This window comes from Clostridium sp. UBA1056 (genome assembly GCA_002316385.1).
In the GTDB taxonomy this organism is placed as follows: Bacteria; Bacillota; Clostridia; order Clostridiales; family Clostridiaceae; genus Clostridium_J.
Genome location: DCDL01000037.1, coordinates 66,860 through 79,036 on the forward strand (window position 1 = coordinate 66,860; position 12,177 = coordinate 79,036).

The 12,177-nt window shown below is 29.5% G+C and carries 12 protein-coding genes and 1 other annotated feature; of the genes, 8 read left to right on the forward strand and 4 right to left on the reverse strand.

Annotation, left to right across the window (positions count from 1 at the left end; translation table 11 throughout):
• Nucleotides 1-170: 170 nt before the first annotated feature.
• From B3W71_RS10045 to B3W71_RS10055, 3 genes are all read right to left on the reverse strand, one after another.
• Nucleotides 171-953 carry a 3'-5' exonuclease gene (locus tag B3W71_RS10045; protein WP_346888797.1) on the reverse strand — a complete coding sequence of 261 codons (783 nt, stop codon included), beginning with the start codon at nt 951-953 and terminating at the stop codon, nt 171-173.
• 13 nt (nt 954-966) lie between these two features.
• Nucleotides 967-1,692: a DUF434 domain-containing protein gene (locus B3W71_RS10050; RefSeq protein WP_346888798.1), complete on the reverse strand. Its 726-nt coding sequence runs from the start codon at nt 1,690-1,692 to the stop codon at nt 967-969.
• Between the two features lie 196 nt (nt 1,693-1,888).
• Nucleotides 1,889-2,098: a cold shock domain-containing protein gene (locus tag B3W71_RS10055; RefSeq protein WP_346888799.1), complete on the reverse strand. Its 210-nt coding sequence runs from the start codon at nt 2,096-2,098 to the stop codon at nt 1,889-1,891.
• 226 nt (nt 2,099-2,324) lie between these two features.
• Between B3W71_RS10055 and B3W71_RS10060 the strand changes: the two genes are divergently transcribed.
• The 5 genes from B3W71_RS10060 to phnE (B3W71_RS10080) all read left to right on the forward strand — a co-directional run bounded on the left by B3W71_RS10060 (nt 2,325) and on the right by phnE (B3W71_RS10080) (nt 6,987).
• A complete protein-coding gene (locus tag B3W71_RS10060; protein ID WP_346888800.1) occupies nt 2,325-3,182 on the forward strand; it encodes a nitroreductase family protein in 858 nt (285 codons plus the stop codon).
• A gap of 243 nt (nt 3,183-3,425) precedes the next feature.
• Nucleotides 3,426-4,442: a phosphate/phosphite/phosphonate ABC transporter substrate-binding protein gene (locus B3W71_RS10065; RefSeq protein ID WP_346888801.1), complete on the forward strand. Its 1,017-nt coding sequence runs from the start codon at nt 3,426-3,428 to the stop codon at nt 4,440-4,442.
• 139 nt (nt 4,443-4,581) lie between these two features.
• Nucleotides 4,582-5,352 (forward strand): phosphonate ABC transporter ATP-binding protein, encoded by a 771-nt coding sequence (phnC, locus tag B3W71_RS10070; protein ID WP_346888812.1) that lies wholly within the window; start codon nt 4,582-4,584, stop codon nt 5,350-5,352.
• Between the two features lie 2 nt (nt 5,353-5,354).
• Nucleotides 5,355-6,179, forward strand: a complete 825-nt coding sequence (gene phnE / locus B3W71_RS10075; RefSeq protein ID WP_346888802.1) for a phosphonate ABC transporter, permease protein PhnE — start codon at nt 5,355-5,357, stop codon at nt 6,177-6,179.
• A gap of 1 nt (nt 6,180) precedes the next feature.
• The gene (phnE, locus tag B3W71_RS10080; protein ID WP_346888803.1) at nt 6,181-6,987 is read left to right on the forward strand and encodes a phosphonate ABC transporter, permease protein PhnE; all 807 of its coding nucleotides are present in this window, start codon (nt 6,181-6,183) and stop codon (nt 6,985-6,987) included.
• A gap of 56 nt (nt 6,988-7,043) precedes the next feature.
• Here the strand turns inward: phnE (B3W71_RS10080) and B3W71_RS10085 are convergent, their stop codons facing one another.
• Nucleotides 7,044-8,558, reverse strand: a complete 1,515-nt coding sequence (locus B3W71_RS10085) for a bifunctional UDP-sugar hydrolase/5'-nucleotidase (RefSeq protein ID WP_346888804.1) — start codon at nt 8,556-8,558, stop codon at nt 7,044-7,046.
• Between the two features lie 148 nt (nt 8,559-8,706).
• Nucleotides 8,707-8,907: a binding site (T-box leader), on the forward strand.
• Nucleotides 8,908-9,066: 159 nt separating this feature from the next.
• On the opposite strand from B3W71_RS10085, the gene serS reads away from it, so the two are divergent.
• The 3 genes from serS to B3W71_RS10100 all read left to right on the forward strand — a co-directional run bounded on the left by serS (nt 9,067) and on the right by B3W71_RS10100 (nt 12,061).
• A complete protein-coding gene (gene serS / locus B3W71_RS10090) occupies nt 9,067-10,347 on the forward strand; it encodes a serine--tRNA ligase (RefSeq protein WP_346888805.1) in 1,281 nt (426 codons plus the stop codon).
• A gap of 239 nt (nt 10,348-10,586) precedes the next feature.
• Nucleotides 10,587-11,129 carry an AAA family ATPase gene (locus B3W71_RS10095; protein ID WP_346888806.1) on the forward strand — a complete coding sequence of 181 codons (543 nt, stop codon included), beginning with the start codon at nt 10,587-10,589 and terminating at the stop codon, nt 11,127-11,129.
• A 53-nt stretch (nt 11,130-11,182) separates the two neighbouring features.
• Nucleotides 11,183-12,061 (forward strand): GNAT family N-acetyltransferase, encoded by an 879-nt coding sequence (locus tag B3W71_RS10100; protein ID WP_346888807.1) that lies wholly within the window; start codon nt 11,183-11,185, stop codon nt 12,059-12,061.
• Nucleotides 12,062-12,177 lie beyond the last annotated feature (116 nt).

Sequence of the window (12,177 nt, forward strand, 5' to 3'; positions counted from 1 at the left end):
TTGAATAAATGCTTTAGTAAATCAATATTCCGAAACGGCTGAGCGTTAATAATATAAGTGCTTATTCAATATTTATTTAGATTAGCTTTTTTTGCGAAAGCCTCCTTAATGTAAAACAAAATCTAATTTAGAAACCCGTTAGCAAGAAATAAAAAAATCTTATTTAAGTATCAAGGTTCTTTCCTATTTATAACTACAAATTGTTTTGTTCTACCCATGGTATAGGCAAGACTTATCATAGATTTTTCTTCCTTAGTTAGACTTCTCTTATACATCTTTTTAAATTGGCTAAATACTGCATTCATATCAACAGTTTCCTTAATAGAAGAGGTATTTCTAGAAGATACAGTATATAGTAGTGGTTTTATATTCTTATTAAAAATCTTTTTTAATACTTCTCCAGTGTAATATGCATCATTAATAGCATCATGAAAATCCCCCTGAAGACTTATATGTAAAAGTTCGATAGCAGTTTTAAGTCCAATTTTTAAACCCTTTTGAATGTTAAAATATTTTGAAGCATGGTTTTGCACATCAATATATTTTAGAGGGAGAGAAGCTGTGGATAGATTATGGAACTTTATATTTCTTAAAAGCTCTTTAATGTCTACGATACCCCAAACGCATAGAATTGCTTCTTCTTCACCAATAAACTTAATAAATTTATCATAGATATAAGGAAAGGTTTCCGACGAATTTATATCATCTTCATTCATTTTAGTAAGAGTTTCCACATAAGGATGTAGAATTGTGTGAATAGTTGGTTTAATTAAAAAATTAAATGTGGATATCTTTTCAAAATTTTCATTTAATTTTACAGCACCTATCTGAATAATTTCAAAAGGAAGATTTAAATTTTTATCTTTCTCTTTACATTCATTATTTTCTTCATTTTGATTTTTTTTATCTCCATATTTTTGATTAAATTCTAAATCGAATACTATATAGTTCATTATATCACCACTTTTAATACATAAAATTAATTATATTGGCATTAGGTATATACCTGTTAATTATTAAAGGACATATATTAATCCATCCCTTACAACTATCTATAATAACAGAATCTGTAGTAATTATATAGCTTTTATCTTTCAAAATATAATCAGGGTTTGGAACTACATGAACTGAAACAGGAATACCAATTTTTTCAAACACATTTATTATAGCTATTTTTAAATTTATAGAATTAGATACAGGCTCATCTAAATAAAATATTACTTTAGAAGCCTTTAGTCGTTTAAGAGTTAAAGCTAGAAGTTCTATAGCGGTTGAAGTTTTATCTATGAGTCTATAGGTTCCTCGAAGACCGGCTAAATCTCTAATGCAATTATCTCTACATTTAAATAGTGTACCATTTGAAAGTGCTACTTCTAAGGTTATTATTATATTAAAGCCATCGATATAAACTATTTTCTCCGTTACATCATTAATTAAACTCTTTATTCTATTATCTTTCTGAAGTGTTGAACAGCAGCTTCTTTGAAGGGCAGTCCTTTGTCTTGCAGTAAGCTGATAATGATTTCCTACGAAGGTAGTAATACTTTTAATATCATAGCCTCTATCGAGAAGATAACAAATTTCTATAGCTGATTGATTGAGAAGCTGAACACTACTTTTGGAGAAAGATTTTAAGTCCTCAGAGTTAAAGCCTCTATTAGTTGATTTGTGATTACTAATCTTATCCTGCAAATCTATCACCTCTTCATGTAAATTATTTAGTATTAGGCATCTGAAAATAAATAATAAGTCAAAGATGTGAAGTATATTTTGAGTTAGACAAGGAAACAGGTTCNNATTTTTTGAAGATGCCTTAATTTAAAATATATAAAAATAGGCTACCTTAAGATTAAATCATATAACCCTAAGATAACCCTTTTATCATAACTTATAACTTTTGAACATTCACTGCCATTGGTCCTTTGGGTCCATCAGTGATATCAAAAGATACATTTTCACCTTCATGTAAATCCTTATTGTTTCCCTTTTCTTTTATTTGTGAGTGGTGCACAAATACATCATTACCTGCATTACAGGCTATAAATCCATAACCTTTTTTTTCATCGTACCATTTAACGATACCAGTTATACTAGACAATATTTACTCCTCCTTAATTATTAAATCAACTTATACTGTAGTATTTGAAATATTAACGATTTTTACACAGAATAATAGTAAATATTAATATAAAAAATATGAATAATTTTATTATTTAAGGATTATATATTGATACAAGTTTAAAATATAGATTAACATAATAAATATAATTTGTTTTTAATATAGTTATATAAAGATATAAAGATATATAGATTGGAGAAAAGTTATGGATAATATAAAGTACAACAAATCAATTACAGAGATAGTAAAAACTAGAACTTCTATAAGAACCTATGATAATACTTCTATAAATAAAGAGATACTTAATAAATTAAATGAATTTATTACAGATATAAATGGGCCATTTAAGGCTAAGGTAAGATTTGAAATTATAAATTCCAAAGAAGAAATTAATGGAGGAAAACTTGGTACCTATGGCATTATAAAGGGAGCTTCAACCTACATAGGGGTTGCTGTTGAAGAAGGATATATGGATTTAGAGGAACTAGGATATGAGATGGAAGCACTTGTTCTTTATGCTACTAGCTTAGGGTTAGGAACCTGCTGGATTGCTGGTACATTTAAAAAGAGTGAATTTAGTAAGGTAATGGATGTAAAGGAAAATGAAATTTTTGCAGCTATATCTCCTATAGGTTATAAGGCTGATAAGAAGAGTTTTTTAGAGAAGATTATTAAATTTCAAGGAAGGTCAGGTAAAAGAAAGGATTGGAGTGAATTATTTAAATTAAAGAACTTTACAGAACCAATTCCTATAAATAAGGATCTTGGAATTATTGAGGAATCCCTAGAAAATGTAAGGTTAGCGCCATCAGCTATAAATAAACAGCCATGGCGAATTATAAAAGACGAAAATAAGTTTCATTTTTATAAAGAAGAAAAATATAGCAGTTATTCTAAGGGTACAGGGAGAGACAACCACAGAATAGATATGGGAATAGCCATGTGCCACTTTGAACTAACATGTAAAGAGCATGGAGTAGATGGAAGATTTATAGATAGTAATCCTGAATTACCTTTAACACCTGTAGATTTAAGATATATTATAACTTGGATAAAGAAATAGGGTTAATTCAATTATGAGTGAATAGTCCGTACTACAGAAGGAAAAGTATGGATAAATACTATACATTCGTCATTTTTCAGCATAAAGAACAGTGATATGATATTTATAAATAATTTTAATAAGTATTTTAAGAAACTTTTAAATTTTAATAAACAAAAATAAAAAAATATGATATAATACATGAGGCTACTACATATATAGTGTAGCACATAAAAGTAACTACAGTTAGAAGAGGAGAGACAAATGAAAAAAATAATTGCATTACTTTCAGTTGTATTTTTAACTATGTCAATGTTAGTTGGATGTGGATCATCTAAAAGTGCAGCTAACGAAGAACTAGTTGTATATTTCGTACCATCAAGAGATCCATCAGAAATAAGAACTGCTACAGCTCCATTAGCTGAAATGTTAAAGAAAGAATTAGCAGACCAAGGATTTGAGTTTAAAAACATAAAAATTGAAGTTGGTACTAGTTTTGAAGCAGCTGGTGAAGCTTTAGCAGCAGGAACAGCTGATGTTGGATTTATACCAGGTGGTACATATGTTTTATATGATGATGGTGTAGATGTAGCATTAACAGCTACTCGTAACGGATTAAATCATGATTCTGATAATCCAGCAGATTGGAACAGTGCTCCAACAGAAGCTATTGAAGATCAAGTAACTTATTATCGTTCATTAGTAATAGCTGGACCTTCTGAAAAAGGTAAGGAATTAGCTGCTAAGATAAATAAGGGTGAGAAGCTAACTAAGGAAGATATCGAAAGTGCTACTTGGGGAATATCAAGTAACACAACTTCTCCAGCAGGATATATTTATCCAAGTTTATGGTTACAAGAAAACTTTGGAATATCTTTAACTGACTTACCAAAGAAAGTAGCATTAGATAACTACGCAACTGCATTATCGCAACTTGCAAGCGGTCAAGTTGATGTAATGGTAACTTATGCAGATGCACGTCGTGACTATGCTGAACAGTGGAATACCACATTTGGTAGAAAGGCTACAGTTTGGGAAGAAACTAATATTATAGGTGTAACTCAACCTATATATAACGATACTATATCTGTAACTAAAGCAAAATCAATGACTCCAGAATTAAAAGAAGCTATACAAAAGGCATTTATAAACATTGGAAATACTCCAGAAGGAAAAAAAATCATATCTATATATAGCCATAATGGTTATGAGATAGGTGATAACAAGAACTATGATGGAGAAAGAAATGCACAAGAATTAATAAAATCTATGCAGAAATAATTTGAGATTAAAATGAGTTCATGATTAGCATGAACTCATTTTATATATAAAGGTAGAATACAAGAATTGTAATTGCAGTTAATTAAGATTTATTTATATAAATTATAGAAGAATGGTTTTAAATATATATTGTGGAGGGATATCTTTGATAAAATTTGATAAAGTAAATAAAATATATCCAAATGGATTACATGCATTAAAAAATGTATCATTAGAAATTGAAGAAGGAGAGTTTGTTGCTATAATCGGGCTATCTGGAGCAGGTAAATCTACTTTACTTAGAACAATAAATAAGATGCATGATATAACAGATGGCACATTAAATGTAAATGGACAAGATGTTAAAAATCTAAAGGGAAAAGAGCTTCGTAGATTTAGAAGAAAGCTAGGAATGGTATTCCAATCCTTTAATTTAGTTACGAGAACTACTGTTATAAAGAATGTATTGACATCTAGGGTACCAGATATGCCCCTATGGAAATCTATTATAGGATTATACTCAAAGGAAGATAAAGTTGTAGCCTTAGAAGCTTTAGATAAGGTTGGAATATTGGACAAAGCTTATGTAAGAGCAGACCAACTTTCAGGAGGACAACAACAACGTGTTGCATTAGCTAGAACTTTAGCTCAAAATCCAGAAGTAATATTAGCAGATGAACCAGTTGCAGCTCTTGACCCTATAACAGCAGCACAAGTAATGGATGACTTTAAAAAAATTAATAAGGAAATGAATATATCAATTCTTATAAATATACACCATGTAGATTTAGCACTAAAATATGCTGATAGAGTTATTGGTATAAAAGCTGGAGAAATTGTATATGATGGGACAGCTAAAGATGTAGATGGAGAAATATTAAAGCAGATATATGGTCGTGAATTATCTGATGATGAGATAATGGGGGATTAATTATGGTACAAGCTATTAGAAATATCTTCAAGCCTAAAAAAATCGTATTACAAGATGGAAGAGAAATACAACCACCGAGATCTGTAGTACCTTATGTAGTTATTGGACTAGCTATAGCAATTGCTATATCAGCAGAAGTAACTGGATTTAAATTTTCTACATTAGTAGATAGAGGAAATCAATTCTTCGTAATCTTAAAGGATATGTTTCCACCAGATTTTAGCTTTGCTAAAAATGTATTACCGTTACTTATAGAAACTATAAAGATGTCATTGTTAGGCTCTATGATAGGAAGTCTTATAGCGATTCCATTTGCTATAATATCTTCTGTTAATATTAATAAATCAAAGATTGTATTAACTATTGTAAGAATAGTTTTAAGTATAACTAGAACTTTACCAACATTAATCATAGCGTTAATTGCTACATATATATTTGGATTAGGAACTTTTGCAGGAACTGTAGCTATAACTATATTTACATTTGGTATAGTAGTAAAAATGTTATATGAAAAAATAGAAACTGTAGATATGGGACCTTTTGAAGCTATGGAGGCTGTTGGAGCCACAAAGTTAAGAGCTTTTATAGCGGCTATAATGCCGCAAATATTACCAACTTATTTTTCAACTTGTTTATACAGTTTAGAAATAAATGTACGTTATGCAGCTATATTAGGATATGTAGGAGCTGGAGGAATAGGGCTTATTCTAAATGAGAAGATTGGATGGAGAGAATATGACAAGGTAGGAATGATACTAGTCATGTTATTTATTACAGTAATTATCATCGAGAATTTAAGTAAATATATAAGAGAAAGGCTGGGTTAGGATGGAGTTATCGGTAAAAGCACAACTTGAAAAAGAGCCAAATCTTTGGATACGTAAAACTCTAACAGTATTATTTGTTATAGCGATAATGTTATGGGCAGCAAAATCTGTAGCATTTACTGGAGTTAAAGAAAATGGTGTAGATATAGCTAAGAATGTATTATCAGGAATACTTCATCCAGATATGGACATGCTTCTTGATTTTAAAGCTGGTGTTCCTTACTTACTGTTAGAAACAGTTTGTATAGCACTACTAGGAACCATAATAGGAACTATTTTAGCAGTACCACTTTCCTTTATGGCTTCTAGCAATATAGTTCCAAAGTGGATAAGTAATATAACTTTATTTGTAATAGCAGCAATAAGAACTTTCCCATCCTTTGTTTATGGACTAATGTTTATCCGTGTAACAGGACCTGGGGCCTTTGCAGGAGTTCTTACAATGTCAGTAGTATCTATAGGGATGATATCTAAGATGTTTATAGAAGCAATAGAGGATTTAGACACAAAGATATTAGAATCCTTAGATGCAGCTGGATGCGATACCTTTGAAAAAGTGAGATATGGTATTTTACCACAACTATTTACAAACTTTGTTTCAACAGCTATCTATAGATTTGAAATAAATATAAAAGATGCATCTACATTAGGCTTAGTAGGAGCTGGAGGAATAGGTGCTCCATTAATCTTTGCAATGAACGCCTTTAACTGGGATGAGGTTGGAGCAATTCTTTGTGGATTAATAATCCTTGTACTAGCAGTAGAAGTACTTTCAACAAAAGTAAGAAATAAATTAGCAAGGGGCTAAGAAATAAAAATTGAGCTACTTCAAATATATATTATTTGAAGTAGCCTTTTTTAAAATTATTTAATAACAGTTAAATATTTATTTTTATCAACTATAACTTGTTTATTAGCTCTAAAGTAGTCAATTATAATGTCAGGCATTTCCTTCAATACTTCGCATTCGACTTTACAATCTCTATAAAAGTCATAACCACCAGCTCCCGTTGCTCTGTAGTTATTCATGGCAAGAGTAAGTTTATCATTATTATTAACTTCTTTTCCTTTAAAGTTTATTGAAACAACACGGTTGCCTACTTCTTTAGTTAAGTCAAAGGTATAGTTTAAATTTGAAAAATAGTCATAGTTATAGTGTTCTACCTTAGGCTTTAAGAAACGGTCAGAAACTTGTAATTTATCATCTACATATTCAAAGTAACTAGCACATCTTTCAAGAGCAAGTTTTAAAGTTTTTCCATCTACTTCAAGAATGGATAAGGTATTTGGGAACATATAAGTAGAAGTTATATCCCTTACCGTTACGTCTTTGTTAAAACCTTTTATGGAGTTAGCAAATGAAGTAACTGAAATATCCGCACCGCTGGCATCTAATTGAACTTGATTTATAAAATTAGCTAAATAGGAACCATTCACAGCCATATCTATATGAGTACTAGGTTGAAGTTCTACATCTAAAAATCCAACTGGAGTATCTAGCCATTTCTGAACTTGATTTTCTAGACTTAAGAATTTATCATACATAGCTTTGTTAGGATTAAGTTCAACATTTCTTAAGGATGAATTTATATCTAAGCTTAAATCTTCATGAAGCTCTAGGTTAAGCTCTAAAAACTTTGTGCCATTAGGTGGAGTTTGAGCTATATAGGTATTATGGAGATAATGCCCCGGAATTTCCATATGTTGATGTCCAGTTAGAAGAATGTGAAAATCAAATTCTTCACAGAGTCTATAGGCGATATTTTCACTAGTATGGCTTAGTTTTTCATGAGATTCCAAATCATTCTCAAATCCACCATGATAAACTCCTATTAATAGGTCGCACTGATTTTTTATCTCTTTATAACACTTTTTCACTGCATTAAAGGTATCAGAGATGGTGAAATTATTTATATTGCTAGACCTTTCCCATCTATTTATAAAATCAGTAGTAAATCCAATTATTCCTACCTTCAAGCCATTTTCCATAGTTTTAATATCATAAGGTAAAATTGATAACTCATTTGTTTTATTATCTACATTAGCGCAGATACATTTTCCATTTAGATTATTAAGATATTTTTTCAAATAGCTATAACCATAATTAAAATCATGATTACCAAGAGTTACATAATCATATTGACCCTCGTTCATTAGAGTAGCTATTGGATGTATATCAAATTCATTATTACTTAGATAGTTAGTAAAGGGAGAACCCTGAATTGTATCCCCGCCATCTATAATTAATGTGTTTCCATCTTTATTAAACTGATTAATTATATTTAATATTCCCATACTCTTTTCTTTATCATCTCTATAATCTGTAGGATATACATATCCATGAAGATCTGATGTAAAGTATATCTTTAGTTCTTTCATTTTGCACCTCTCTACATTCTTTTTAATTTCATAAGTAATTATAACATATATAGTATTCTTCTATAAAATTTTATCACACTATTTTATTTTTAATATTTACATTGTAAGAGTAAAGTGCTAATATAGTGGTTAATATATATTAAAATATAAAATGACAATGATGAAGCTACGATTATTTTGATGTTTTAGAGAGCTGATGGCAGGTGAAAATCAGTACATTACATAGTCTTTCCACTTCGGAGTTACTGATGATGAATCAGAGGGAGGGTGCACCTTAAAGCACATGAAAGAGGTCACTAAGGTGACAACTAGAGTGGTACCACGGGATATAATAGCTCTCGTCTCTATATTTATAGAGGCGGGGGCTTTAATTTTTGTAAGATACAAAGGTAAGTTAATAACAAACAAGAAATTATATAGTAAGGAAGAAAACTTATAATAGTGCTATTCCGAGTAAAGAAAAAATAGAAATGTGTATTTAAGAGCTTCATTAAGGAGGAATAAAGTAATGATAGATATTTATTTAATTAGAAAAAATCCTGAGAAGATTAAAGCTGATCTTTCAAAGAGAATGGACAGCGTAGATTTTTCAGAACTTTTACAATGGGATGAAGAAAGAAGAAAAATTTTAATTGAGGTGGAAGAGCTAAAAAGTAAGAAAAATAAGGTTTCTAAAGAGATTCCTATTCTTAAAAAGAGAGGAGAAAATGTAGAAGCTTTATATGAAGATATGAAAGTAGTTAGTAAGGATATAAAAGAATATGATGAAAAGCTTCAAGAGATAGAAGAAAAGATTAATGCATTTATGGAAAGTCTTCCTAATATACCTGATGAGGATGTGGTAGCAGGAGGAAAAGAAAATAATAAGGTAGTTAGAGAATTTAGAGAACAACCTAAATTTGATTTCCAAATTAAAGACCATGTAGAACTTGCTAAAGCCCATGATCTTATTGATTATGAAAGAGGAGTTAAGCTTGGAGGCAATGGCTTTTGGATATATAAAGGTGTAGGAGCTATGATGGAATGGGCTCTGCTTAACTACTTTATAGAAGAGCATATAAAAGATGGATATGAATTTATTTTGCCTCCACATATATTAAACTATCAATGTGGTCTTTCAGCAGGACAGTTTCCTAAATTCATTGATGAAGTATTTACAGTTGGAGATAAAAAAGATAAAGAAAATATGCAATTTATGCTTCCTACAGCAGAAACTGCTTTAATTAACCTTTATAGAGGAGAGATTTTAAAAGAAGAAGAATTGCCTAAGAAATTATTTGCATATACTCCTTGCTATCGTGTTGAAGCTGGAAGTTATAGAAAATCTGAAAGAGGTATGATAAGGGGACATCAATTTAATAAAATAGAAATGTTCCAATATACAAAGCCAGAGGATTCAGATGAAGCACTAGAAGAATTGATTCAAAAGGCTGAAGCTTTAGTAAAAGGCTTAGGATTACATTATAGATTAGTAAAGCTGGCAGCTAAAGACTGTAGTGCATCTATGGCAAAGACTTACGATATAGAAGTTTGGATACCAAGTATGAATGAATATAAAGAGATAAGTTCAGCTTCTAATGCAAGAGATTATCAAGCAAGAAGAGGCATGATAAGATTTAGAAGGGAAGAGAGTAATAAGGTTGAATATGTAAACACTTTAAATGCATCAGGATTAGCCACAAGTAGGCTATTACCAGCTATACTAGAGCAGTATCAGCAAGCTGATGGAAGTGTTATAGTACCAGAAGTATTAAGAAAGTGGATAGGAAAAGATAAATTAACTTTATAAAATATATATTACTAAATAGATAAGGAGCTTTCGTAAAAGCTCCTTATTTTTATAAACTTAATTATATTTAAAGGATTTCAATGGAATTTATGGAATATATTTTATTATAATATTTAAATAGGAATTAAGTTGAAATTTAATACACTATTTGTGTGAAATGAGAGTTTAGTAATACTAGTTGAAATAAATAATAGTAGAAATTATTAAAGTAAAATATATTAGTTAGGATGTATAATCATATGCACATTAATGAAGTTTCAAAAGCATATATAATAGGCTCAGTAGCTAGTGGAAAAACCACTATGGCTAAGCGAATGTCTAAAAAATTAAATATTCCTTGGTATGAGCTAGACAATGTAGTTCATATAAGAGATAAAAATGGAGATAGAAAGAGAACGGAAGAAGAAAGAAATTTAGAATTTCACAAGATTTTAAACGAGGACAAATGGATTATTGAAGGAGTTAGAAGAGAATGTTTTGACTTTGGATTCGAATCATCTGATTTAATTATTTTACTTGATACTCCAGCTAAAAAGAGAAAGTATCGCATTCTAAAAAGATGGATATTTCAAAATTTAAAAATAGAAGAAGCAAATTATAAACCTACAATAAATATGCTAAAACGTATGTATAAATGGAGTAGTGCATATGAAAAAGATAGAGACAAACTTTTGAAGGATATAGAGCTTTATAAAAGTAAAGTGGTAATTGTTAAAACGCCTAAGAATATATTTAAAGAAATTGAAAACTATAGCTATAAGATAGAACCTATGGATTATTAGAAGAGCTATAGATATAAATATATTAAATAAACTATAGATAGGGGGATAGGATTATGAATACACAAGTCACCATAGTAGGGAATTTCTTAGATAAAGAGCAATATAGAAAAAGCTTTAATAATCTAGCATATAAGACCTTTGGATTAGATTTTGAATATTGGTATAAAAAAGGATATTTAAAAAGTGGATATATACCATATGCTATTATAGATAGAGGCCAAGTTATTTCAAATATATCTATAAATAAATTTGAACTTGTAATAGAAGGAGAAGTAAAAAAAGCTATTCAAATTGGAACCGTTATGACTGATGAAAACTTTAGAAATAGAGGATTGTCTGCAATTTTGATGAAATATGTTATAGATAAATACGCAAAGGACTGTGATTTGATTTATCTTTTTGCAAATAATACTGTATTAGAGTTTTATCCTAAATTTGGATTTAAAAGAACTTTCGAGAAAACATATATAATAGATGGCAAAGACATAAATAAGAAGGTATCTACTATAGAAAAGCTTGATATAAATAATGAAAACCATAGAGAACTTATAAATAAACTTACTACAAATAGGTTTCCTATATCTAAGAAATTAGGAGCTATTAATGATAAGTGGCCACTTCTAGTGTACTGTTTATATGAATTTAAGGATGATTTGTATTATATTCTAGAGAGGGATGCCATTGTAATTTTAAGAAGAGAAGAAGAAATACTTCATATATATGATATTATAAGCAATAAATTAATAGATGTTGATTGTATAATAGAAAGCATATTTAATGAAGAAGAAAAAATTCAATTGCATTTCATACCTAATACTCATAAATATAAGCCTATTGAAGGAATTTTGATGGATGATGATGAGGCACTTTTTATTTTAAAAGGAAAGAATTTATTAAATAAATGGTTATTTCCTATTACATCCCGTACTTAAAGAAATATAGAATTTTATATTAGATAAGGCATCTTCAAAAAATAAATAAGTCAGAATGCTCGTCTATTTTGTGTTATCTGATGACTATCCGCTCTAATACTCCCATCTTCTTCAAA

Excerpts from the sequence above, each read along its gene's own strand:
- B3W71_RS10045 (WP_346888797.1), bottom strand. The coding sequence starts at position 953 with ATGAACTATATAGTATTCGATTTAGAATTTAATCAAAAATATGGAGAT.
- B3W71_RS10060 (WP_346888800.1), top strand. The coding sequence starts at position 2,325 with ATGGATAATATAAAGTACAACAAATCAATTACAGAGATAGTAAAAACT.
- B3W71_RS10065 (WP_346888801.1), top strand. The coding sequence starts at position 3,426 with ATGAAAAAAATAATTGCATTACTTTCAGTTGTATTTTTAACTATGTCA.
- phnE (WP_346888802.1), top strand. The coding sequence starts at position 5,355 with ATGGTACAAGCTATTAGAAATATCTTCAAGCCTAAAAAAATCGTATTA.
- phnE (WP_346888803.1), top strand. The coding sequence starts at position 6,181 with ATGGAGTTATCGGTAAAAGCACAACTTGAAAAAGAGCCAAATCTTTGG.
- B3W71_RS10085 (WP_346888804.1), bottom strand. The coding sequence starts at position 8,558 with ATGAAAGAACTAAAGATATACTTTACATCAGATCTTCATGGATATGTA.
- serS (WP_346888805.1), top strand. The coding sequence starts at position 9,067 with ATGATAGATATTTATTTAATTAGAAAAAATCCTGAGAAGATTAAAGCT.
- B3W71_RS10095 (WP_346888806.1), top strand. The coding sequence starts at position 10,587 with ATGCACATTAATGAAGTTTCAAAAGCATATATAATAGGCTCAGTAGCT.
- B3W71_RS10100 (WP_346888807.1), top strand. The coding sequence starts at position 11,183 with ATGAATACACAAGTCACCATAGTAGGGAATTTCTTAGATAAAGAGCAA.